The sequence below is a fragment of the Marinomonas alcarazii genome (genome assembly GCF_003208215.1).
Classification (GTDB): Bacteria; Pseudomonadota; Gammaproteobacteria; order Pseudomonadales; family Marinomonadaceae; genus Marinomonas; species Marinomonas alcarazii.
In genome coordinates, this window is the sequence record NZ_QKLW01000001.1 from 678,323 (window position 1) to 703,369 (window position 25,047).

The 25,047-nt window shown below is 42.9% G+C and carries 18 protein-coding genes; 11 read left to right on the top strand and 7 right to left on the bottom strand.

The features are described 5' to 3' along the window. Positions 1–212: 212 nt before the first annotated feature. The 3 genes from DFP75_RS02965 to DFP75_RS02975 all read left to right on the top strand — a co-directional run bounded on the left by DFP75_RS02965 (position 213) and on the right by DFP75_RS02975 (position 3,579). Positions 213–764, top strand: coding sequence for an ArsR family transcriptional regulator (locus tag DFP75_RS02965; protein WP_110572070.1), 552 nt, complete (start codon positions 213–215; stop codon positions 762–764). A 192-nt stretch (positions 765–956) separates the two neighbouring features. Next, positions 957–1,907, top strand: coding sequence for a hypothetical protein (locus tag DFP75_RS02970; protein WP_110572072.1), 951 nt, complete (start codon positions 957–959; stop codon positions 1,905–1,907). Between the two features lie 157 nt (positions 1,908–2,064). After that, complete coding sequence (locus DFP75_RS02975) at positions 2,065–3,579, top strand: DUF5677 domain-containing protein (protein ID WP_110572074.1); 1,515 nt, start codon at positions 2,065–2,067, stop codon at positions 3,577–3,579. A gap of 279 nt (positions 3,580–3,858) precedes the next feature. Here DFP75_RS02975 and DFP75_RS02980 read toward each other — a convergent pair whose 3' ends face one another. The 5 genes from DFP75_RS02980 to DFP75_RS03005 form a co-directional block, all read right to left on the bottom strand. Then, positions 3,859–4,830, bottom strand: coding sequence for a transposase (locus tag DFP75_RS02980; RefSeq protein ID WP_110572076.1), 972 nt, complete (start codon positions 4,828–4,830; stop codon positions 3,859–3,861). Positions 4,831–5,359: 529 nt separating this feature from the next. After that, positions 5,360–7,582 (bottom strand): Orn/Lys/Arg family decarboxylase, encoded by a 2,223-nt coding sequence (locus tag DFP75_RS02990; protein WP_110572078.1) that lies wholly within the window; start codon positions 7,580–7,582, stop codon positions 5,360–5,362. An 81-nt stretch (positions 7,583–7,663) separates the two neighbouring features. Continuing rightward, positions 7,664–10,171 (bottom strand): GNAT family N-acetyltransferase, encoded by a 2,508-nt coding sequence (locus DFP75_RS02995; protein ID WP_110572080.1) that lies wholly within the window; start codon positions 10,169–10,171, stop codon positions 7,664–7,666. Then, on the bottom strand, positions 10,161–11,384 hold the full coding sequence (locus tag DFP75_RS03000) for an MFS transporter (protein WP_110572082.1): 1,224 nt from the start codon (positions 11,382–11,384) through the stop codon (positions 10,161–10,163). The genes DFP75_RS02995 and DFP75_RS03000 overlap by 11 nt, the downstream gene beginning before the upstream one ends. Beyond that, a complete protein-coding gene (locus DFP75_RS03005) occupies positions 11,381–12,823 on the bottom strand; it encodes a lysine N(6)-hydroxylase/L-ornithine N(5)-oxygenase family protein (RefSeq protein WP_181416990.1) in 1,443 nt (480 codons plus the stop codon). Before DFP75_RS03005 ends, DFP75_RS03000 begins: the two co-directional genes overlap by 4 nt. Positions 12,824–13,035: 212 nt before the next feature. On the opposite strand from DFP75_RS03005, the gene DFP75_RS03010 reads away from it, so the two are divergent. The 5 genes from DFP75_RS03010 to DFP75_RS03030 all read left to right on the top strand — a co-directional run bounded on the left by DFP75_RS03010 (position 13,036) and on the right by DFP75_RS03030 (position 19,212). Then, positions 13,036–15,141, top strand: coding sequence for a TonB-dependent siderophore receptor (locus DFP75_RS03010; RefSeq protein WP_110572086.1), 2,106 nt, complete (start codon positions 13,036–13,038; stop codon positions 15,139–15,141). 95 nt (positions 15,142–15,236) lie between these two features. After that, the gene (locus DFP75_RS03015) at positions 15,237–16,082 is read left to right on the top strand and encodes an ABC transporter ATP-binding protein (protein WP_110572088.1); all 846 of its coding nucleotides are present in this window, start codon (positions 15,237–15,239) and stop codon (positions 16,080–16,082) included. Further along, positions 16,079–17,119: a FecCD family ABC transporter permease gene (locus DFP75_RS03020; RefSeq protein WP_110572090.1), complete on the top strand. Its 1,041-nt coding sequence runs from the start codon at positions 16,079–16,081 to the stop codon at positions 17,117–17,119. The genes DFP75_RS03015 and DFP75_RS03020 overlap by 4 nt, the downstream gene beginning before the upstream one ends. Before the next feature lies 1 nt (position 17,120). Continuing rightward, positions 17,121–18,188 carry a FecCD family ABC transporter permease gene (locus DFP75_RS03025; protein WP_110572092.1) on the top strand — a complete coding sequence of 356 codons (1,068 nt, stop codon included), beginning with the start codon at positions 17,121–17,123 and terminating at the stop codon, positions 18,186–18,188. A 40-nt stretch (positions 18,189–18,228) separates the two neighbouring features. Next, entirely contained in the window at positions 18,229–19,212 is a 984-nt protein-coding gene (locus DFP75_RS03030; RefSeq protein ID WP_181416991.1) for an iron-siderophore ABC transporter substrate-binding protein, read from the top strand. A gap of 69 nt (positions 19,213–19,281) precedes the next feature. On the opposite strand, the gene DFP75_RS03035 is transcribed toward DFP75_RS03030, so the two are convergent. After that, positions 19,282–20,130 carry an endonuclease I family protein gene (locus DFP75_RS03035; RefSeq protein ID WP_110572096.1) on the bottom strand — a complete coding sequence of 283 codons (849 nt, stop codon included), beginning with the start codon at positions 20,128–20,130 and terminating at the stop codon, positions 19,282–19,284. Positions 20,131–20,425: 295 nt separating this feature from the next. Between DFP75_RS03035 and DFP75_RS03040 the strand changes: the two genes are divergently transcribed. Then, positions 20,426–21,061: an SDR family oxidoreductase gene (locus tag DFP75_RS03040; protein ID WP_110572098.1), complete on the top strand. Its 636-nt coding sequence runs from the start codon at positions 20,426–20,428 to the stop codon at positions 21,059–21,061. 273 nt (positions 21,062–21,334) lie between these two features. Here the strand turns inward: DFP75_RS03040 and DFP75_RS03045 are convergent, their stop codons facing one another. After that, positions 21,335–22,102, bottom strand: coding sequence for an SDR family NAD(P)-dependent oxidoreductase (locus tag DFP75_RS03045; protein ID WP_110572100.1), 768 nt, complete (start codon positions 22,100–22,102; stop codon positions 21,335–21,337). Positions 22,103–22,756: 654 nt separating this feature from the next. Between DFP75_RS03045 and proV the strand changes: the two genes are divergently transcribed. Then, the gene (gene proV, locus DFP75_RS03050; protein WP_110572102.1) at positions 22,757–23,953 is read left to right on the top strand and encodes a glycine betaine/L-proline ABC transporter ATP-binding protein ProV; all 1,197 of its coding nucleotides are present in this window, start codon (positions 22,757–22,759) and stop codon (positions 23,951–23,953) included. Next, a complete protein-coding gene (gene proW / locus DFP75_RS03055; protein ID WP_110572104.1) occupies positions 23,950–25,014 on the top strand; it encodes a glycine betaine/L-proline ABC transporter permease ProW in 1,065 nt (354 codons plus the stop codon). The genes proV and proW overlap by 4 nt, the downstream gene beginning before the upstream one ends. Positions 25,015–25,047 lie beyond the last annotated feature (33 nt).

The following is a 25,047-nucleotide window of genomic DNA, read 5'->3' on the forward strand; positions in this document are numbered from 1 at the left end:
TGGAGGTGGTAACAAGGGCCGATGGGAGCTTGACGGATTTAGGTTTTAGAATTGTCATTAAATTGTAAGTTTTTTCTGGTGTATAAAGAAAAAGACGACTAGGATCAATGAATAATAGCTCATGGTTTCGAAATAACATGCCATTGAAAAAGAAACAAAAATGTATGCGAATTTTAAACTGTGATTTTTCTCAAAGTATGGTGTTAACCTAAATGAAAGTAAGTAATCCATTAACTATTATTGCTATTTTTTCTGGAACAGCGGAAGCATTTGCAACAGCTGCTTTAATAGCTTTACCGCTTGAAATACAGTCGCTGTTTATTTACTTTGTTATGCTTTTTCCATTAATAATAGTAGTCACATTTTTTTTGATTTTAATTCTTAAGCCCCATGTTCTATATGCACCTAGCGACTTTGATAATCAACAACACTTTTTAGACTTAAATAATCTTAGAAAATCTGTTGAGGAAATTTCAGAAAAATCAATAAAAGAAGCATCAGAAAATAATCAGCCATTAGATCCAAGGAAAATGTCTAAAACAATTGCTGATTCAACTATCGATAAATTAGAAGACACTATTAAAGATAGGATTTACCAATATTTGAAAGAACATTCTAATGAGGCTTTCACTTCAGCAGGTTTGGCACATGTTTTTTCTATAAGTAGAATTAATATGCTTACTTATTTACAGAAGTTGGAAAGCCAAAATTTAGTAAATAAAGGTAAAGATGGAGATTCAGCGGTTTGGCAAGTGAAAAAATAATAAATCTTTTAAAAAAAAATTAGAAGTTTGGCGTTAGATGAAAAGCAGATTTTTTTATCTGACCACAAATTCAAAAAAAACTTAATATTAAGTGGTTATTAAGGTACGCAGATTAAGAATTCAGTTTTTTCAAGGTCCCTAACATGTTTGCCCTGATAAAGTCCTTATACCTATTGAAAGGATCTACGATAGATGAGCAAGATTGAAGAAAGTATTATTAGATTCTTCGATATCGAAAAACAAGTGCGTGAGCATATAAATACTCATAGATATCAAAAGGTTCTAATTTCAGAGTTAGATAACTGGAATCAAATATGTAGTTCATTGGATACCCTTGGCGACACTGGTTTGGCATTAAAAAGCTATTTTAAATCTGAGTATCCCGCTGAAACTGGATTATCGTATATCTATACATATGGGCTTCTACAAGCTCTATTTATACAGCAAGATGCCATGAATCATTTATCAGAAGCATTTGGTGTCCCATATGAACTGTCAGAAGAATTAAAAGATATAAGAGCAGTTAGAAATGCTTCAATAGGTCACCCAACTAAGAATCGAGTAAAGAAAACTACATATTTTAACCATATATCTCGTATTTCTATGGGCAAAGGTGGTTTCACACTTGCCCGTTTCTACGACGAGGGTGAAAGTGAGTTCATCGACGTGGATTTTTCGAAAATCGCAAAAACACAACTGATTGGAATTAATAAAGCATACATATCAATCAATGAAAAGCTTCGGGAAATTGATATAAAGCATAGGGCTAAATTTATGGAAAAACCACTAGCAGATATTCTACACTCAACAATGGGGTATATGTTTGAGAAAGTAGGGCAAGCCATTTACTCACCATCAAGAGAAAATAACTCTTTTGGTCTTAGTATGCTTGAGTCGATTGAAGAAACATACAATGAGTTTCAAGGTGCATTGGAAGAAAGGAACGAGCTTACCGATTATACTCAGTACGATCTTGATGAATATTTTCATGGTATCAAGCGATTAAAGGCTTATTTGACTAACTCAAATGCTAATGATTTTTCTGAGTTTGATGCCAGAATTTACTTGGACTATTTACATAGAAATCACAAAACATTTGAAGCTATTGCACTAGAAATAGACGAAAGTTACGTGGAAGAATAGATATGAAAAATCGTTTTAAAGAGCTAAAAACTCATTAATGGGGCACGTATTTTAGAAGTTAGTATTCTCAAGATTCTTAGCATATGTGTCATAGTAAGGTTTATAGCCGCGATTTATTGCGGTGTTAATTCTCTATATTTAGAACAGGATTTCACTGATGACTCAAAAAAGAGTAAGGCAACAACAAAAGAGAAAGAATAGCAAAGGGAAAATTGATTCTCATAGGAAGGAAGGTTCCACGTTAATTTCCCCTTTTAATCAAATTTCAAATACAAGTTATCTCTCTTGGATTAATGATAGATTGCCTTGTATGGTTTGGGCTGGATTGCTAATTAATGGAATAGGTAGAGAAGAGGCAATTGAAATTTTCAGAAAATTAGGACTTCATATTGGAACCCTCTATCGTGAAGTAGAAAATAGAAATTGCAAGTTACCTATCGTAGGGGTATACGGATTATCTACTTTAGACGACGATCTGCAAGAAAAGTTTTTTGAAGTGCTTTTTACCGAAGAGAGAGTTTCTCATGCTTTAAAGCCCTTGATATTGTTTAAGGATCTACCTCTATTTAATAAATGGGCCGAGTATCTTGGGGTGGTCTCGGATGATGAAGAAGTACTGTGGACTAACTTGGCCGATGCTGTCGCAATTCTCTTAGATCATCAATCTCAAGAAGCCACTGACTGCCGCTGGGCCTATATGATACCTATTGTTAACTCTGGAAAGTTACGTCTACAAAATGAGGAGCAATATAGAGAGTATATAGAATATCCTAATTATGAAGATCAGCGAAAGGTCAGGCCAACTATTCGAGCGACCGAAATGAATCTTGGAAGTGGCGTGATGGATGATGATTATGCACAAGCCAAAAAAGCATGGTCTGAAAAATTTTGGGAAGAATGTAAGCATAATACTGAATGTTTTGCACCAGAACCTAAAAATAGTAGTGTTGATTTTGATATAACCAAAACTGTTTCTTTAATGCGAGAAATTTGGGGTGACCTATTAAACCATTTTCTAGCAACAGACAAATTTACCCATGTGCAAGCTAGACGTGATGCGTCTTTCGGGTTTTGCTTTTATGCCCTTACTGTAACCCAAGAGGGGTTAGCTTCTTCTGGGAAGCTACTAACAGCAAAACTAGCACTAAGAATGCTAGCAGAAATTTATATAACCTTTAAGTACTTGATAAGTGTTAGAGATGAAAAGCTTTGGGATATCTATAGAAGTTATGGCTCCGGTCAAGCAAAGCTTACTTTTCTAAAGCTGGATGAAGTTCTAACCGATCAACCTGGCTACATTAAGAAAGAAAATATCGAAGAGTTGGCGAATGAAGATATCTATATGGATTTCCAGAATATCGATTTGGGAAATTGGGCAAAAACAGATTTGCGTACAATGTCTCAAGTTGCTAGATGCAAGGAGGTATACGATGCTTACTATTCTTGGCCATCTTCGTATGCCCACGGTCAATGGTGCGCAGTCAGAGATGTTGTTTTTACCACTTGCTATAATCCCCTTCATCGGCTTCACAGAATTCCCAGACCAGCTCCCCGATATGAAGATGGAGCAGAAAATGATCTGATTTTATTATTTAATAAAATTTTGGATCTATTAAATGATGTCTATCCAAGCTTTGAAAGGCGAGCAAAATTGCTACAAAAACCTGAGTAAAGCGTTAGCCATCAAAGAAAGGATAAGAATTTGTGCCAGACGAAAGCACGCAGCTTTTCATCTGGCACATTATAGCTGTATTTCAATTTTACAAGACACCCATGTTAAAAAACCATACAAAACGCTCTTATCTAGAGATAGTACTTATATGGAATTCATCTTTTATCGTTTTGATAAGAGCTAATTAACTACTAAAAGGCTGGTAATTGGATTTTTAGGCGAGTGAATTTACTAATTATGATTAGTAAATAAAGAAAGGCTATGAACGGCTGAATGAAGTTAGGCGAGTAATCGATTATGACTGGATCTTGGTTTTCTATTTAGTTTGTTTGAATCACAGTAATGAGCAATGGATTGTTCCGCGCCAACAACAGCACCGGTTCTTGCGCCAAATTCTGTCGCGATACACAGCCAATTTTCTGAGGATATGTTGAGTCGTTGAAGAATCGGTAGCAATGAAGCGTCTATCGCACCTCGTTTATCTTCTCGGATGATTCGCCCAGTCATATCTACCAGCTCAAGGTAATCTGATAACTCAAAAGGTAGACCATCTGGCATATTTTCTCTGGGGTTACCAACAAAAGGATAGAGCAATGTTGGTTGTTTTTGATGTTTAGCTGCAACTACACGCCTTTTAACGCTAGTGAACTCCGAGGTTTCAGGGTTTTCTCTTATTTTTGCTCTCAATGGGTTAAGATCAACGTATGCCATACAAGCCGCTAATGCAGATTCATCTAGCAGAGCCTGAGACTTAAATCGCCCTTCCCAGAACCTTCCTGTACATTGGTCTTCAAAATTCGCTTGGCGAGCAATAGGCTCATTCAACTCTTTCATAAACCAGCTAATATCCATAAGACGATTCCTAAAGGTCTCAACCGAGGAATCAACCAAATCCAAAGCATAATCAGGTAATGACTCACCTCGCACGAATTGCTGAGTAAACATGGTGCCTTTATGTAACTTATGCCACCTTTGCAGAACCTCTAACGTAGACCACTTCTCGGCTTTTTCTGCATTGATATGCAACACCACATGCAGATGGTTACTCATTACAGAATAGGCACAAACATCGATAGCAAAGATACTGGCTAAAAATAACAAACGCCTTTCAACCCAGCCACGACGGTGTTCAAAGCTTTCACCAGAGGCAGGATCTTCACCACATAAAAATGCCCTACGAACACAGCGAGAAACACAGTGGTAGTAAGGTGTATCTTGTAAACTAATTTGCTGTCTTCTGGCTCTTGGCATGACGAAACCTCTCTTCCATGAGAAATAAACAATACTGGTTAAATATACAGTATGATTTTTAACAGTCAAGTTTGTGTGGGTGTCCTGTTAAATTTCTGTTCGCTGAGCGAAGGCGCGATATGGTCAAAAGCCGATGAACCAGCACTTAGGTCAAGACGACCTCATCAAAAGCCAACGGCAAGGCTCCAGCGTCACACTCGACGCTCTTATTGACTAGATATGGGCAACCCAACTCGTCGCAGAAGGCATGCTCACCCTAAACGACACCTTCCCACCCGAAATGAAAGGCAACTGGTCCGTTGATAAAGTCACCGTAAGAAGCGGCAGCAAAGCTATGTATCGGTTCAACGTGGTGGTTTGATAGCGAGTATTAAAGCCATAATGGATTAGTTTTGAAATACCATTTTAACGCTTTCTGATGTTTAAGGTGTGTTGGGATTCGTTGTCTACTACTCGATAAAAGTAAAAGAGCCGTCTTGAAGATGGCTCTTTTTTGTTAAAGGTGTTCTTTACGGTGGTCGCTATTGTTTTATTCTTTGACGCACTCTACATAATATTCATATTCACCGTTTTTTTTCGCTTCAATAAGACCATGGATATGAGTTTCTAGACCTGGTAGGCAACCATTAAAATGCTGGGCAAATTTAAGATAGTCAACGATTGTCTTATTGAAACGCTCGCCGGGAATGAGTACGGGAATGCCGGGTGGGTAGGGTGTGATGAGCATGGTTGTGATTCTACCTTCGAGTTGGTCGACAGGAACCCTCTCTGTGTTTTTGCGGATGAGTTGATTATAGGCGTCTGTTGGCTTTATCGCCGTCTGCACTGGTTCGTTGAATATTTGGGTGGTCATGCGTGCATAATCATGTTGCCTGTATTCATCATGTATTTTTTGGCACATGTCTTTTAGCCCTAATGTCTTGTACTGAGGATTTTGCTCGGCAAATTGTGGCATGACTTTGGTTAATGCGATGTTATCGTCATAGGCTTTTTTAAGGCGCTGGAGTACGGTTATTAGGGTGTTCCAGCGGCTCTTGGTAACGCCAATAGTAAAAAGAAGTAAGAAGGAATATAGACTCACTTTTTCGACAATGACGCCGTGTTCTGCCAGATACTTGGTGGCAATGCTGGCGGGCATACCTCGTTCGCAAAACTCACCATTCAATTCTAAGCCGGGTGTGATGATGGTGATTTTAAGCGGATCAAGTAGGTTAAAGCCCGATTGAATGTCTTCAAAGCCATGCCAACCGTCAGTTTGTTTTAACTTCCAATGGTTACCATTTGGTTTTTCGATGTTGCTCGCTTCTCTTGGTTCCCATACTTTAAACCACCAGTTGTCTTTATGGTTTTCTGCTATTTGTTGCATGGTGGAGCGAAAGTCGATGGCTTCTGCAATAGCTTCGCCAATGAATAATTGCCCATTGGGTTGTGCCATCATGGCGGCGGTAATGTCGCAAGAAGCGATGATAGGGTAATGGGGGCTGGTTGAGGTATGCATTAAGTAGGCTTCATTAAAGCAGTGATGGTCCAGCTTTTGTTGTTTGGCATCTTGCACCAGAATTTGTGATGCCTGAGAAAGCCCTGCGAGCATTTTATGGGTAGATTGCGTAGAAAAAAGCAGTGACTTTTCGCAGCGTTGAGTTTCAGAAATAGCCACGAAATCTTCATAACATTCATGGAAGCCAGTATGGGCAGCCCATGCTTCATCAAAATGGATGGCATCGAAATGTCCGTCCAAGCTGGATTTAATCTCATTGGTGTTGTACAGAATGCCGTCGTAGGTGGATTGGGTGATACTAAATAGGCGCGGCTTTTTTTCTTTGTCTTTTATCAACGGATGGTTGCGAATTTTTTCCTGAATGCTATCCCAGGCAAATTCATGCTTTGGAATCGGTCCTATTATGCCTAAATGATTACGCGTAGGCGTCAAAAAAATGGGGATGGCACCTGTCATGATAATGGCTTGAATAATCGACTTATGACTGTTGCGATCAACGACGACAATATCGTCTGGTGCGATAAGCGAATGCCAGACAATTTTGTTGGAGGAAGAGGTGCCGTTCGTGACGAAATAGAGGTGATCAGACTGATATATTTTGGCAGCTTGGCGCTCGCTTTCTGCTATGGGGCCGGTATGGTCTAGCAGTTGGCCAAGTTCGTCTACCGCATTGCAGACATCAGCTCTTAGCATGTTCTCACCAAAGAAGTCATGAAAAAGCTGACCAGATGGGCTTTTTAAATATGCTGCACCACCAGAATGTCCCGGACAATGCCAAGAGGCGGAACTTGCTTTTGTGTAGGTTGCAAGTGCTTTGAAGAAGGGTGGGGCGAGTTGATCGAGATACTTTTTGGCCTCCCTTATGATGTTTCGCGCAGTAAAGGTTAAAGTATCTTCTAAGTTGTGTATGAAACCATGTACTTCATTTAAGATTTCTTTGGGAATATGGTGACTGACCTGAAGTTCGCTCTTTAAGAAAATGGGCGCGTGGCAGTGGCTCTTTCTTATCCCTTGTATTACCGCCTTTAATGAATCGTCTTCTGGGCGTATGTGTTTATTTTCTAGCAACAAAACAATGGCGGCAGCTCGAGTGCAGCCTTTAAAAAAGGAAGAAGTGCTTGTGCCCTTAATTATTACTTGAACGTCAGCTCCTGATTTTTCCAAAGCATCTATTAAAGGTTGTACGCTAACGTTTGATGGGGACTCTGATCGGGTCTGAAAATCGAAAAAAATGATGGGAAATGGCATGTGCATATGGGGACATCCGAGCTGTGAATATTATAAAAACCAACCACACCCCAAGTAGGGCGTGGTTGGGCTTCGTCTTACAATGATTTAGTCGATGGCTTCTGTAGCAACCGATTGTGCTTTTCTGCTTGGTGCAAAAGGAGCAAGTGGGTTCGGTAGTGGGTCGACCATGATAAAGCTGGAAGCAGGGTCAGCAATATTGACCATTTGCAGGTTGTTTTTCAGCTGCAGTCGGTTCAGGCAAGAGTGAGCGAAGTCCTTGGCAAAAATGTTACGCGATTGGAACTTGTCTTTGAACTGAGGGTGTTCTTCCTGATACTCGATGGCAGTGTTGGCAACGAGACGCCAAAACTCGTCTTCAATCATGACGTTGTTTTCTTCTAGGATGTGGCTCATGTGACGGAAATAGCCATCAAACACATCAATAAAGATACCAAGGATTTTGTAGTCTTCAGGCATTTCAATCGCCAAGCGTGCAATGTCATCTGGAATGTCCGTATCTTTGTTTAGGATGGCACTTTCTTCTGCAATGTCTTTCATGATAACGCGAGACGGTACATGATTTTCCATGATCAAAATAAGGTTCTCACCATGGGGCATGAAAACCAGATCGTAGGCATAGAAACAGTGTAACAAGGGTTGTAGAAAGGCTTTGAGGTACTGCTCTATCCATACGGATGGGTTGAGGTTGGATCGTCTCATTAGCTCAACCAGCAGCGATTGGTCGTTTCTGTCGACATGCAGTAGAGCGGTCATGCTCATCAGGCTTTCACCCTCGTTTAGGCGTGACATTGGGCTTTCACGCCATAGGGCTGAGAGCATTTTCTTCGATGGGCTATCATTTGTGCAGGCTTTCTCGAAGTAATGGTTACGATAGCCCGCTGCAGCAACTTCTCTTAAGATGGTGAAGCCGTAGCGATTGAGCTCTGCATCTTGGTTAATGAGGTCGTCTAAGTAGGCGTTAATTTTTGGCGTGCCTTCCATGTAGTAAGGCGATAGCCCACGCATGAAGCCCATATTCAAAATGGAGAGTGATGTTTTCACATAGTGCTTGCTGCTATCCGAGATATTGAAATAAGTCCGGATAGACTGTTGGGCACGGTAGAGATCTTTTGTGGTGCCCAATGACACGATATGTTGGTTGGCAATATCGGCTGCGAAAACAATGTTGATTTTGTTGTACCACTGCCAAGGATGAACTGGCATGAAAATGAAGTCTTGCGGATCCAATCTCAAATCACTTAAACGTTGTTTGAAGGCAAGGATTTGCTCCGCCCCCAAGTCTTGTTCGATAAGTTGGTTGTAATCCATTTCTGGTACACAGCCATAGACCGCTTTGGCTTTTTTGACGGCAATCCAGACGAGCTGGAAAGCTTGCCCTGTTTCTGGTGCGTACTGACGGAAATCGAAAGCGTTGAAACCTATGCGACCATTATTCGCTACAAAGCCAGGATGCCCTTCCGTCATAGCCGCTTCAATCTGTTGATAATCGGCATCTGCTAATGCTTTGCTGTCGAAAAGTGCATTCACTTCTTTATAGGCTGCTCCATACAGAGTGCTGCTGATTTCATCTAGGTAAATAGGCAATTTATCATCAGGGATCGCCAAGGTATCTTTAAAGTCGATGATGAATTCCAGTGCGTCTAGGGGCATGGGTTGCTGGTTGTCGATGCAGCTGATGCTGGCTTTGTCTAGGCGCCAGTGTCGAAGAGCCATGTGTTTGGCACGGAATTGATAGTATTTGTTGTCGTTGTTGGTGGCTAGTCGATAGTCAGCCCAGCCTCTGGCATCGGGCTCCGTGATGGCCTCTGGTGAAAAGAGCTGTTCATGACTGAATTCGGCAATCGCTTTACAGACAAGGTGGCGGTTTACTTTTTGCCACACATCGGGGGTAAGATGTTCTGCCACATCGATAGCGGCGGTAGGGCTGTTAGGCGTGGTCGGAGAGTGATTTTGTTGAGTCATAGTAGTCTGCTCCTTGCAGTGCTGAATAAGCACCCTAGCTTGCTCGGCATAGGGTGTTGGTTGGTCTGGATTGCGGTTTAATGACGCATAAAAATTTAACGGTAAACAAAAAGCCAGCATGGCGGTCTTATTGCTTAACGTGATGGCGTTGGTGTAGGTAAATCCCACAGCCAAATTAAGTTGGTGGATTTTGTCGTTGTGTATGTCTGGCTCGACGACAATGCGTGTGGATTTACGTTCTTCAAAAAGGAATTGCAGAGTTTTACGCATCCATGCCAAGGTAAAGCCTTTAATGGGGGTTTGGCAGGGAGCCGTAAAAAAGTGCATGCCAACATCGCCTGCTTGTACTGGGTATAGATCCTTTAGCTCGGTCGTATTTGGGTCATATACTTCTAGGACAACACTTGGTTGCTGTTGGTGGTAGCCGATGAAGACTTGCAGTTCTTGCTTGGCGATATGGTCTGCGTAAAACTGTCGAGTCTCGTCGACGGTCATGTTTTGCATTCCCCAAAAATGAGCGTAATCCATTTGAAACCAAGGCTGAATGATGTCGATATGTTTATCGAGATTCAGCGGAACAAACGTCAGCTCATGGGCTGCGAGGGTGTGTTCATGATGATTAAACGGCATGAGTAGAATCTCCCGTTGCTGGGTGTTTTCGAGAACCGAACCAGTATTGGTTGATCACAGCGGTGCATAGGAAACCTAGCGCCGCGACAAAGAAGGTTTGTTGCGCTCCTATAAGGCTAACAATGTAGCCAGCGCTAAATGAAGACAGCAGCACGCCAAGGTTTTGGAAGAAATTGGCGACGCTGAAATCGCGGGCGTAGTTATCGGGTGTGCTGATCTGAAAAAGTTTCACCTCCAAATTAACGATGATTTGAAACATTCCCCAGCCAAACAGAAAGCGTCCTATTAGGATGGTCTCTATATGCGGTATGGCCTGTAGTGTTAAGCCAATGGCGCCAAGGGTTAGGTTTATGAAAGGGTGGTCAAGTTTGGGTAATTTTCCTTGGCTAGCGAGTCGATTGGCATAGAGTCCCATCAAAGCCGCTAACGCTGGAATGGCGAAGACCGCCCCTGTTATTCCACGCTGCAAAATGCCCGTCGTGTCTTCCCAATAAGTAGAAAAGAAAGGGCGAATTACATAAGCGCTGAAATCAAACAGCACCATTACCAAGCTGAGCTTTGCTAGATTGGTACCTAATATGTGCGAACGTTTCTTGCGCGGTAGTGTGGCAGAGCCATTTGGCGCTTGATGACTTTCACCATAGGTATGAGTCACAGTGGGAACGACTTTCTTGGCTTTGATCAAGTAGTAGCACAAGGCCATTTGAAGGAAGTCACCAGCCGCCATTAACAGCACACATTGTTGTGGGCCGAAGCTTTGTAAACTCAAACCACCTAAGGTCGCAGCAAAAATTGCCGTGATGTGTATGATGACCGACAGCAGCCCGACCAGATGAGAGTGATGCTCCTGTTTTTCTAAGCGCATCAGGTAGGGGAACATGAGCAAGTAGCTGGCTTTGGTCAAATACATGAACATACTGAGCACCCAGAATGATTGCACATTGGGTGCAAAGGCACTGGCAATGCCCAAGACTCCAGCAATGCCTTGGGTGACGAGTAATAACGGCATGGTTTCGACCTTTCTGGCGACTTTTGCCCAGAGTGGCAGAGCGCACATGACCGCAATGGATATTGCTGCGATATAACTGCCTGCGTGTACTGGGCTGTCTATGCCATACCTCAGCTTAAAAAACTGAGGATAGAAGGCGATCAAAATGGCGTCACTCATGACGCCAAGTCCTGACATAATTAAAATGGTCGTTCGTAAGCTCATGCGTAGGCTTCGCGCTTAATGTAAGAGGGTGAATGCGTGGCTGCTTGAGTCTGTTCTTGCGTCGCTTCACTTATTTCTTCAAAACCACTGTTCGCGTGGGGTTGGTATTGTTGGAAACTGGTAGAAGCTTCTGCTGGGTAATGATCAATGCCTGTCATTGCAAAAATGATGCGGCTGTTTCGATAGCAAGCCATGCCTAGGTCTGGGTTGGTAATGCCATGACCTTTAAGTCCTGCGTTCTGAATGAAGACTTCTCTCTTATTTTTATCAACGGACCAATTTCTGTTCGGTAAGTAGCTGCCATCTTCGTGCCATTGTAGGCGGTCACGAATACCTCCAATAAAGTCTGGCAACACAGGTTTGTAGCCGGTTGCGAAAATGACAGCATCGGTTTTATGAAGATATTCGACGTGTGTTTGTGTGTGTTTGAAGTGCAGGTGGTATTGTTGCGATTGCGTATCAAAATGGATGTCCACAATTTCCATGCAGGGCAGCAGTTGTGCTTGGCAATGTTGGTAGCGGTGGTTTTCATCCAGCGCATCGTATATGTCGTTGATGAGTTTTTGGTTAATGCCTTTGTACAGGTGTTGGTGGTCTTTCAGAATATCCGTTTTGACGTCTTCATTTAGACCAAAGAAGTATTCGGCGTAATCTGGTGTCAGAATTTCTAGAGCGAACTTAGCGGTTTCCATTTGGAAGTAGCGGGCAGGTCGCGTTACCCAATTGAGTTTATAATCATGGTCTTTGCTGGACGTAAGTAGATCATAGAAAATTTCGGCACCGCTTTGACCACTGCCAATAACGGTGATTTCTTTGCATTCTTGCAGCGGCTTTTTGTGTTTCAGGTATTGCCCTGAATGAATTAGCGAAGTGTTCGGTTGGTGCGCCAATATTTGTGCTTTATCTGCAATGCTGCTGGGGAATTGAGGATGGCTACCTACGCCAATAAGCAATTTTTTGGTAAGGACACAGAAGGTTTCTTGTTGTCCGTGTGAATTTGTCCGCACACCTGAAACACGGTAGAGACCTTCCTCTTCCTCATAGCGAATATCCATCACCTTGTGACCAAAATCGATATTGTCCAGCTGCTGGATCACCCACTGACAATATTCGTTGAAATCAGCACGCCCCAAATAGAAGTTTTCTCGGATGTAAAGTTGGTAGAGTCGGCCTTTTTGCTTGCAGAAATTGAGATAGGTGAAAGGGCTGGTTGGGTCTGCCATAGAGACTAAATCCCCAAGAAAAGGGTTTTGCAGCGTTGCTCCCTCAATCAGCATGCCCGGATGCCAACAGAATGCATTGGCCTGTTCAAAAATTCGCCCCTTTAGATCGTCCAGCGGAGCAGCCATGCAGGCAAAACCTAGGTTAAATGGACCCAAACCAATACCAATGTAATCGTATTGGATCGTTTGCTGATCATTGTCTGTGTGCATTTTCATGATGTGGACTCTCCCTTGAGAATAGTTGAAAATTAAGTTAACGATAATCATTATCAATTAAGAAATATGCTAGAACACATTTTTATGACTTGTACAGTAACTTTACAAAAAATAGTAATGATGTTGATTCTCATTTGTATTTAATGTTAAAACACGCTCCTTAGTTTGTAATTTCGTTTTTTTAGAGTCAGAAACTTAAAAGGAGTCAGTTTGTGAAACGTCAACATCAGCGCATTTTCGCTTTAACGGTTGTCGCAGCGGCTGTTAGCATGACAGCAAGAGCAGAAGGCAATCCCCAAGAAACTCAGACAACAACGTCTAATCGTAGTGAAGAAACTGTGCTACCAATGTTGCCCGTTTATGGCGAGCCAGAGGAAACCAAATCGGCGACTAAGCTGGATTTAACGGTTTTTGAAACACCGCAAACCGTATCTGTGGTGTCTGAAGATCAGATGAATGACTTTGACCTAAAAGAAGTAAATTCAGTTCTGAAATACACACCAGGGGTTACGGTAGAAAAGACGGAAACAGATCGTGTGTATTACACGGCACGTGGCTTTGATATTGTTAATTTTCAGCAAGATGGCGTTGGTGTTCCTTTTGCCTTTGGTTTGAATCGCGGTGCTGACAATGCCGCTATGTATGAAAAAATTGAGGTGGTGAAAGGGGCGAACGGTTTAATTACTGGTTTGGCTAACCCTTCAGCAACGGTTAACTATGTGTTGAAACGACCAACGGATGATCCACAGGCATCGGTATCGGCCGCTGCGGGAAGTTGGAATCAACGACGTTTAGAGGCGGATGTATCGGGTCCATTGTCAGGCGACAAAGTGAAAGGACGCTTGGTGGTAACTAAGCAGCAAGGGGATTCTTACCTGGATCGTTACGAAAAGGATTTGTCTGGTATTTATGGAATTCTAGAAGCGGACTTCACGGATCGAACCCGTGCCAGTGTGGGTTTGAGCATTAATGACAGTAATAATGATGGTGTTCTGTATGGTGCACTTCCTTTGTTTTACAGCAATGGTTCAGTAACCAATTATGATCGTTCAACCAGCACTGCGCCAGATTGGGCTTATATGGATGTTCGCAAGACTCGTACTTTTTTTGAGTTGCAACATGATGTGACAGACAATTGGCAAGCCAATATCCATTACAGCCACAACGTGGAAGATACTGAGTGGGAGTTATTATATTTAGCTGGCTCTCCTGACCCAGAGACTCAGCAGGGTTTAAATGGAACAGCGTCTTATTACGAAAGTAAGGTGAAAGAAGACATTGTTGATTTGTATGTGAATGGTACGTTTGAAGGTTGGGGGCAGGAGCATGAAATTGTGGCTGGTGTTAACGTCTCGGATGTTTCTTTAAAAGGTCATTCTGTTTATGCCTCTTCACTGCGTAATACGGCAGTTGGTGGCGATTGGATGAAGGGTATAGCTCGTCCTGAATTTGACACCTACAACCCATCAACAGATTCAACCGACATTGATAAAAAACAGCGTTCTTATTATGTTTCAACACGTTTAAAAGCATCAGATGACTTAGCTTTTTTATTGGGCGCGAGAGCCATTAAGTTGGATCAGAAAGGTGTCAATTATAGTGTGCGTCAAGAAACGTCTGAAACCGAGACGGTTCCTTATATTGGTGCAACCTATGAGGCTGCGGTAGGAACTATGTTGTATGCCAGCTATAGCAAAGTATTTAACCCTCAGGTGTGGGTCGACTCAGACTTTAAACCATTAGGTGCTGCTAAAGGTGTCAGTCGAGAAGTGGGTATCAAACAAGAGTTGAATGATAGTGGTGCGATATTAACATTGGCAAGGTTTGAGTCAGAGCTTAACAATCTTGGTGAGTACGCATCTTATGACTCTGGAACAAATACCAATATTTATCGTGGTATTGATATAGAAAGTGAGGGGTATGAGGTTGAGCTGTCTGGCGAAGTATCAGAAGGGCTTAATATGAGTGCAGGTTATACCGATCTAAGTATCAAGGATAAAGATGGTAAAGACACGCGCACTCATATTCCAACAAAACAGTTTAAATTGGCGGCTGCCTATCAATTGTCAGGCATCGATGGCTTGCGTGTTGGTGGCGGGCTGAATTGGCAAAATGACATCTACTACAACAACACAAAAGTGCAAGGGGAGTACATGTTAGTTGATGTGTTTGCCAGCTATGAGCCAACCGATCATCTAACGTTGGCATTGAACCTAAACAATATTACTAACGAGAAGTACCGTGAAAGTGTGCAAAACGGTCAGTCTTACTATGGCCCAGGCCGTAATGTAATGGCGTCTGTTACTTGGCGTTACTGATTCATGACGTCTCAACAAAGGGGTTGTTATAGTACTTTGTTGTTAATGATTTTCATTTCTATTATTATGATCGAAATTTTTGTTGGGATGGATTCATGAATAGTTCGACAAGAGTGTCGCTGCCATCTAGGTTGGTAGCGACACAACTTGAGGTCGGTTATGGCGATAGACGCGTTCTAAATCAGGTTGATTTTGCCGTGCCAAACGGTCAGCTAACAATTTTGGTCGGGCCAAATGGGTGTGGCAAATCAACTTTGTTAAAGAGTTTGGCACGCATTTTAACCCCTAGCGGGGGCGTGGTGTGTTTGGATGGTCAGGATATTCATCAAAGCCGTACACGAGATGTGGCGAAAAAGTTGGCGTTGTTGCCACAAGATCCTGTCGCGCCAGAGGGAATGACGGTTCGCGAGGTAGTTGCTCAAGGACGCTTTCCGCATCAAAGAATTCTTCAACAGTGGTCAAGAGAAGACGAGCGTGCTGTAGAAGAGGCTATGAGTGTTGCTCAGGTGAATGATTTCGCCCACCGTTCCATTGGCGAATTGTCGGGAGGGCAAAGGCAGCGTTGTTGGATTGCTATGGTATTGGCGCAAGAAACGGATTTGATTTTGCTGGATGAGCCAACCACGTTTTTGGATCTGAAAATTCAAGTGGATGTGATGAATTTGTTGGCTCGTTTAGCCCACGAAAAGCAGCGAACGTTAGTGGTGGTGTTGCATGAGTTAAATTTGGCGGCCGCCTATGCCGATTATTTGGTGATGATGCGTGATGGCGCCGTGTTACATCAGGGTACGCCGGAGGAGATTTTTAGTCCCGATAATCTTTATCAAGTATTTGGCTTGGATGCACAGGTTATTCGTGATCCCCATTCTGATCGTTTGATTTGTGTCCCTACCTTGCCTGATCTAGCTGTGTCTCGGTCTGCGAAATTGGCGGTTGTATGATACGACGGATTCACTCTGCTCATGTCCAGAATCATTATTCAATCAATGCAGTGCTTCGTCATTTACTGACTTTGGCAACGGTATTGGCTGTACTTATCTTTATGTTTACTTGGCATGTTTCGGTTGGCGCCAAGTCTTTGCCACTGGATGCTGTATTTCAAGCTCTGTTTGATGGGCAAGCTGTCACGATGACCCATGTCATAGTATGGGATCTGAGAATGCCGAGAGCACTGACTGCGGCTTTAGTGGGCGGCGGTTTAGGCGTAGCTGGGGCTATGTTGCAAGGGGTCAGTCGTAACCCTTTAGCAGAACCAAGTTTGCTCGGGTTGATGGCTGGGGCGTCTTTTGCTGTTGTAATGGCGGTAAATACCTTCCATTTTTCAGATGTTTTTTGGTTGCCATGGGTGGCCGCAGTAGGGGCATTGATCGCCGCTGTGGTGGTTTGGTTGATTGCTCAATTGGCCCCCGGTGGACTTAATTCGTTGAATCTCATTCTTGCTGGTTCTGCTGTTACCGCCTTTTTAGCGTCATTAGTATCTGTCGTTCTTATTTTAAATCAGGAAACTTTTGAGCAGTTGCGCGTGTGGTTATCTGGTTCCTTATCGGGTCAAAAAACTAACGAACTTAAAGTGGCTATGCCGTTGATGATGGTTGCTTTTCTGTTTGCGCTTTATCTATCTAGTAAGGTAACGGTCTTGGCGATGGGTGATGAGGTAGCGCTTGGTCTTGGTTTAAAGACGGGATGGCTTAAAGTGCAGGTATTGATTTGTGTTGTCGTTTTAACGGCTTGTTCTGTTGCGCTAGCCGGTCCAATTGGTTTTGTCGGTTTAGTCATTCCACATGTGGTTCGATTGTTTGTTGGTGTGGATTATAGGTGGGTCATTCCTTATTCCGCTTTGGTTGGAGCTTGCTATTTACTATTGGTGGACATTATTGCTCGTCTTGCTTTAAGGCCAGAGGAGGTCTCTACCGGCATAGTGACTGCGCTGTTTGGGGCGCCATTATTTGTTTATCTAGTAAGAGCGAGGGCGCGCTGAAATGTCGAACGGAAACCTACCTAAAACTAATGATTTAGTTATTCGGCTATTTAATGAGCGCTTGTCATTACAGGTCTCAAAAAGTGCCTTATTTGTCTTTTTTATGTTGGTTGTATCCAACGTGATTCTTATGGCTCTTAGTCTCACTCAAGGGGCATACGATATGGCGTTGTCTGATGTATGGGAAATGCTAGTTTCGCCATTCTCATCTAGCCAAATGACAGTTGTTGTGTGGGAGTTTCGTATTCCTCGTATCCTTGTAGCGGCTTTAGTTGGGTCTATGTTGGCGCTCTCGGGTGCTTTACTGCAAGGTGTGACACGTAATGGTTTAGCTGATCCAGCATTAATTGGCATTTCTCAAGGGGCTGGGCTGGCTGTTGTTGTGATTAGTATTCTGTATCCCCAAGAAGCATCTGTTTGGCGTCCTTGGGTTGCATTGCTTGGCGCGATATTGGTAGCTGGGGTCATTCAGTTTTTGAGTTGGGGTGAGAAGAATGGAGGCACTATCCGATTTATTTTAATCGGGATTGGGCTTGCTGCTTTTATCAGTTCCATCACCTCGGTGCTGATGACCTATGGACAGATTGATCGTGCAATGTCTGCATTAACTTGGTTAAGCGGAAGTTTGAACCTGGCAAGTTGGGAGCATGTACGCATCTTACTGTTGGCTGTTGTTGTCTTGCTTCCTATCACCTTGATCCTCAGTCGCTCTTTTTCAACCCTGCAAATGGGAGAGTCTACAGCGATTGGGCTTGGTGTTTCGACAAGCGTTTTACGTACTCTATTGATGATACTTGCTGTCGGTTTTGCTGCGTTAGCAACAGCATCGGTTGGCCCACTTGGTTTTGTCGGGCTTATTGCGCCACATGTGGCTCGTCGGGTGGCACACAGTGGTGTTGGTATGCATTTGTTAATCAGTGCAGCTGTCGGGGCCTTCATAGTTACGCTGGCTGATATGTTGGGGCGAAATGCATTTGCTCCCACTCAAATTTCAGCGGGTTTAGTGACTTCGATAATTGGCGTGCCTTTTTTCGTTATGTTGCTCTTACGCGCTAGAGTGAAAGCCTAATACTAATCTTTAACCATTGTCTAATGGATGAGAAATGATCATGAATAAACTGATTTTAACATGTTGTTCAGTCCTTTTGATGGGAACATTATCACTGACTGTTAATGCGAAAGAAACCAATTATCCTTTGACTGTCCAACACAAGTATGGAATCTCTGTTGTTCCAAATAAACCTAAGCGAATTGTCACCTTAGATTGGGCTGGAGCTGATAACGTATTAGCTTTGGGTTATCAGCCTTTAACTTCGAGATATTGGTTTGGTGATTATAAAGATGGTATTTGGCCTTGGGCTCGGACTTTATTAACTTCTGCACCAGAAGTCATTAATGGGGAAATAAACTATGAGCAAATTGCGGCAACCAATCCTGATGTGATTATGGCAGTACGTTCTGGTATTAGTCGTCAGGATTATCAGCAATTGAGTAAAATAGCGCCCGTGATTGCCACTCCAGTAGGTGAAGGCGATTATACAATGCCTTGGGATAAGCGCGCTCGATTGTTAGCTCAGGTTTTAGATGAAAATACTCAAGCACAAAGGCTGATTACAACGATAGAAGCACAAATGTCGGCTGTTAAAAAAGCGCACCCTGATTGGGCTGGCAAAACGTTCGCGATGGCAACCTATTGGAACGGTAGCGTAGGTGTGTATTCTGGTGATGATATGACGGTCAATTTTATTTCTAAAATGGGTTTGACTCTTTCGCCTGATGTGGCGGATTTGACCAGAAAAGGGGAGTTTTATATGACCTTATCTGAAGAAGAATTAGGGGTAATCGATGCGGATGTACTTTTTTGGTATGTGACTGGGGATAATAAAAAACAAATAGAATCATTAGCCTTGCGTCCTTATATGCGGGCTTTTAAGGAAGGGCGAGAAATTATGTTGTCGCCTGATTCTTTAGTAAATGGCGCTTTGTCTTATAGCTCCTTATTGAGTCTTCCTATTGCTATCAATCAAATTGTGCCTTTGATAGAGCAGGCTATTGATGGTGATGTCAACACGGTTGTTCCTTTAGCGAAATAAAAGAGAGACGTTGATTTCCAATATTTTTTAATCTGGAATCAGGTGTTCATGTCATGCTAACGGAAGCTCTTAACACTTACTCGCCCATATCGCGTCCACAAACTCAGGGTGATCGATAAACGGATTTCGATTGCCTTGTAGCTCTTGTACTCGGTCGTTTCGGCGTTTTTCAAAGTCGCTGACAGGGTATTGGTCATTCCATTCTAGCAATGTACATAGGTCGCCTATAGTCGGCTCTCCGCTTTGCTTCTGGTTGCCTTTTACGATGCGTAGGTCTGGCATGTTTTCAGGTGATGTGTCGTCGCCAATTTCGTAGCGGGCGGCCATGTAGAAGACCATGCGGGCGATTTGGCCTTTGGCACGGTCGGTTGGTTCGAAGGATTCGTTGGCTTTGTCTACATAGGTGCCACTGAAGACTTTGCTGCCATCACTTAAAGTGTCGTAGAAAGGGTCGCCGCCTTTGCCGTAACCGTAGTTGCTGTGCGCGCCGTTTATATTACGGTCGGCAGGGCGCAAGTGGTGCAAGTCTGTATAACCGTCTTGGCTTTGTTTTTTGAAACCGCGAGATTTGGGCCATACGTGCTCACGGTCCCAAGAATCGTTATTGGATTTGCCTCTATTTGCTTGGTCAATCCGTCTTACATCATCAAGGTAGAGCATCTGTACTAAGCCACATTTTGGCGCGTCATTTGGGCACGCTGAGTCTGTGTAAACTAAGGCTTCCCATACATCGATGTTCACACCATCGTACCAATCGGTATTGCCGCTTTGTGTGTATTTAAGCGGCTTCTGACCGTCTATTATGGAATGCAGTTTGGCTTTCAATACATCGCCAGTTAAGCCCTCTGTTCCATCGTAATAACCCGCTGAGGCAAAAGTTGACAAGAAGAGTACAAATACAAAAAGGCAGCGGCGCATGACACATTTCCTGAGGACTAACAAAGGCAGGATTGTAGGGGCGTTTGCTGTCAGTAATGCGTTTGGATTTGCAACGATTTGTGAGTAAGTGTATGAGTTCTATGGGTTTTGTGTGATGCCGTTGTTTTTGGCTGTTGTCTTAGGCTGGTTACTGCGAATGTCCAGTAAATATGCAAGCTGGTTGTTTGGGGTTTTTTCCTAGGCTTACGCCACTATAGTTATTAGTAACATCTTATAAGGTTATGGCTGTTTAAAAGCGAGTTCATTTTCCTTGGAAATTCAAAGGAGGCACATTATGAGTAAGACACTAATAATTGGCGCGAGTGGTCAAATAGGTAAGTTGATTACGAAAACGCTTATAGAGACGCAAGAAGATGCTCGTGCTTTGGTACGAGATAAAAGCAAGCTGGATGATCTTAAAGACAGTGAGCTGGAGATTTTCGAAGCAGACCTTGAGAAAGATTTTAGCCGCGCATTTGATGGCATCGATAACGTGATTTTTGTCGCAGGGTCTGGTGCTTCAACTGGGCCAGATAAAACTTTGCTGATCGATCTCTGGGCAGCTAAAAAATCGGTCGATTATGCTCAAAAAGCCAATATTAAAAAGTTCATTATGGTCAGTTCTATTGGTGCGGACGACCCAGATGCCATAGAGTCTGATATCAAGCCCTACTTGGTCGCCAAACACTTGGCAGATCAATATTTGATGGCATCAGGTGTGCCTTATATTATTGTTCGTCCCGGGCCGCTAACGAACGATGCAGGCGAAGGCAAAATCACGATTAAGCGCCCAAGCAGTCGAGAGGAAATGGCCATTCCACGAGCCGATGTGGCTAAGTCGGTTGTCTTTCTTTTAAGTAAAGAGGATTTAAACGATAAGATATTCGAATTATTTAGCGGCACTTATGATGTCGATAATGTGCTTGTTTAGATAACCGAGTGTAGCCATTTGGCTAAATGAAATAGCCACAAAATTGTTTGAAGCCGATGAAAGCGAGTAAATGCTTTTCATCGGCTTTAAATCCTTTCTCCAGCAAAACCCCCTTCCGTTACTACGCTCATTATGGTGTTTGTGAAAGGGGAGTGTGTGGGTGTTAAATCCGTAAAAATCCACCGAAAGTTGGTTATTCAATATTTTTATAACAATTGAATGCGTCCTTCGGCGGGTTTTCTTGTGTTGTTGCTAGCTGGTTAAGCAACAGGGTTAAACAGAAGTCGCACCGCCGCCGCCATCGATACGATAGTAAGAGCCCGTGATAAAGGACGCATCATCAGAGGCTAGGAAATACATTAAGTTGGCTATTTCATCAGCTGTTGCGTAGCGCTTTAATGGTACGGCTGCTTCGAAGGCTTCTCTCGCTTCTTTTTCATGGCCTTTCGCTGAGTTTGTTTCAATGGAGCGCATCATCGCCGTGTCTACGCCAGAAGGCGCCACGGCATTAACTCGAATATTATAAGGCGCAGCTTCAAGTGCAGCGGTTTTGCTTAAACCGATTAACGCGTGCTTGGATGCGACATAGGCACTCATACCTGGTGCGCCTAATAAGCCACCATTTGATGCAGTATTCACAATGACGCCACTTTTTTGCTCTATCATGGTTTTCATTACATGTTTGAGGCCAAGGAAGGCTCCAATCAAGTTTACGTCCATTACTTTTTTGTAGTTTTCGACGGTCTGATCAACAATGTTCGCGAAATCACCATTAATGCCTGCGTTGTTTACAAATACATCAATCTTGCCAAATTCATCCAATGTTTTTTGTACGTAATTCTCGACGTCTTCTTCGTTAGACACATCTGCGCCTATCAGGAGTACCTTGCCATCGATTTCTGCAGAGACTTTTTCTAAGGCTTCTTTTGATAAGTCAACTAATGCGAGGTGCGCTCCAGAGGCAGCGAACTTTTTTGCTGCTGCAATGCCAATGCCACCTGCGGCACCTGTTATGAGGACGACTTTATTTTCAAAACTCATAAACTTCTCCTATTAAAACTAGAATGTATTTATGTGGAAATAGCTTTTTCTACATGTTTGTAGAAATTAACCATAACGAAATTGTTCTAAAGTTGTGTGGTTTAAATAAGTAAAGAATCTGCAAAAAGCGCTTTTATTGACTTCTCTATAGCAAGTTTTATTGGGTGTCAGGAACAGGTGTTTGGTAATAGGATTTGGGTGGTGTTTTGTGTCGTTATAGGGAAGTCGTGTTGATTTCTACAAGCCACTGTTTAGTAATGTGTAGGGTGAGAGATGTTCTTTTGGCATTTAGATGAAACCATTTTGTCGTGTTGCTCAGTGTTGTCACATTAAGAAAATTGCTTACGACTCTAATTTTTTTGGTTTGCTGGGTCATCTATCTGCAAGATTGGCTCGATGCTTTTATTTATTCAAATATCGCTAAATAGTTCATTAATATAGCAATTTTAGGGTTCATTGAGTAGAAAAAGTGCAATTTTAATAGGTGGTTTGTTGGTGTGTTAGGGAGAGCATAGATCGAGCTGTATTTTTGACATGTTAAACAAAATGTAAACATTTAGACTTGTAAGTAATAATTTTTGTCTTTATGCTAAATAAACGTTAAGTCGTTCTTCAACAACGATTTACGATTGTGTTTAACAACAGAGAGCCATTATGGTCACAAAACTCGAAGTTAAAAACCTATACAAAATTTTTGGAGAGCATCCCAAGAAAGCATTGAAGATGCTTGATAAAGGCATAAACAAGGACGAAATTTTTAAAAAGACGGGTCAAACAGTTGGTGTAAAGAATGCCAGTTTGGCTATTAATGAGGGTGAAATATTCGTTGTAATGGGACTTTCGGGTTCTGGTAAATCTACACTTGTTCGCTTATTAAATCGTCTTATTGAACCTACCCAAGGCCAAGTATTAATTGATGGCCATGATATTACTAAAGTGGATGACAAAGAATTACGCGACATTCGCCGCAGTAAAATTAGTATGGTCTTCCAGTCCTTTGCATTAATGCCTCATATGAACGTGCTCGATAATACGGCTTTTGGTCTAGAGCTGTCTGGTATCGATGTGCAAGAGCGTCATGAAAAAGCCCGCAATGCGTTAGCTCAAGTTGGTTTGGAATCTCACGCCAACAGTTACCCAGATGAACTGTCTGGTGGTATGCAGCAGCGTGTTGGTCTTGCTAGGGCATTAACCAATAACCCTGACATTCTGCTTATGGACGAGGCGTTTTCAGCGCTTGATCCACTTATTCGAACTGAGATGCAGGATGAATTGGTGCGTTTGCAATCCGAACATCAGCGCACCGTGGTGTTCATTTCACATGACCTTGATGAAGCCATGCGTATTGGTGATCGAATTGCCATCATGCAAGGTGGTGAAGTTGTGCAGGTCGGTACGCCAGACGATATTCTGCATAACCCAGCTAATGATTATGTTCGTTCGTTTTTCAAAGGCGTTGATGTTAGTAACGTTTTCCACGCCAAAGACATTGTTTCTAAGTCAAGATTGACGCTCATTAAGAAAGACTCCAGTGAGGGTTTACGCAGTGGCTTACAACTATTAAATGAACATGACCGAGATTATGGTTATGTGATTGATAAAAGTAATCGCTTTTTAGGTGTGGTGTCTGCTAACTCACTGCACGATGTGATTAAGAATAAGCAAACTCTTGCTGAAGCCATCATTGATGATATTCAACCGATTGCTGCAGACACGTCTATCGGCGAGATTATTTCGATTGTGGCTCACTCTCCTTGTGCTGTGCCGGTTGTGGATGATCAGCAGAAGTATGTAGGTGTTATCAGTAAAGCGCGTTTACTAGAAACATTGGATAAGGAGGCTTCTGTATGAGTACTGAATCAAATCCTTGGGCAACCGGGTCAGACGACACGGGAGCAGCGGAATCGACAGCCAGTAATCCATGGGGTGGGGCTGCCTCAACTCAAAATTCAGATGCGATGTCTATGTCTGCCAGCGGCACACCGGTAGAGCAGACGGATTTTAGTTTACTTCATCCTTTCCAAGAAGTTTGGATTCCACTTGATAGTTGGATCGAAACGGGTGTGGATTGGGTCGTGACAAACTTTCGACCTTTCTTTACCGCCGTTAAAGCCCCTGTTGATGCGACCTTGACCGCCATCGATAGCACGTTTAATGCAGCGCCGCCGCTGTTGGTTATTGTGTTGTTTGGTTTGATTGCTTGGCAATTGTCTGGACGACGTTTGGCAATAGGTTCAGTCGTTGGCTTGATTACACTTGGTGCTATCGGTGCTTGGCAAGAATCAATGACAACGCTAGCGCTGGTGGTTACTTCGGTGCTGTTTTGTATCGTGCTGGGGATTCCGACGGGCATTGCCATGGCGCGGAGTGATCGCGCAGCCAAAGTGATTCGACCGATTCTGGATATTATGCAGACAACACCTGCCTTCGTGTATCTGGTTCCAATCGTTATGTTGTTCGGTATTGGTAATGTGCCTGGGGTTATTGTGACCATTATCTTTGCTGTCGCCCCTGTTATTCGTTTAACGAACCTTGGTATTCGACAAGTACCCAGCGATTTAATAGAAGCAGCAAACTCGTTTGGTGCAGATAACAAACAAATGTTGTTCAAAGTTCAGTTGCCACTTGCTATGCCAACTATCATGGCGGGCGTTAACCAAACCTTGATGCTTGGTTTGTCTATGGTGGTAATTGCATCGATGATTTCGGTCGGTGGTTTAGGTTTGATGGTATTACGAGGTATTGGCCGTTTAGATATTGGTCTTGCGACGATCGGTGGTATAGGCATTGTTATTCTTGCTGTTATTTTGGATCGCATGACTCAATCTCTTGGACAAGACGCTCGTCAGCGTGGCACACGTCATTGGTATGAAACCGGTCCAATTGGCTTATTGCTCGCTTTTAAAAAATGAAAATCAAAACGGTTACACTAAACTCATTCAAAG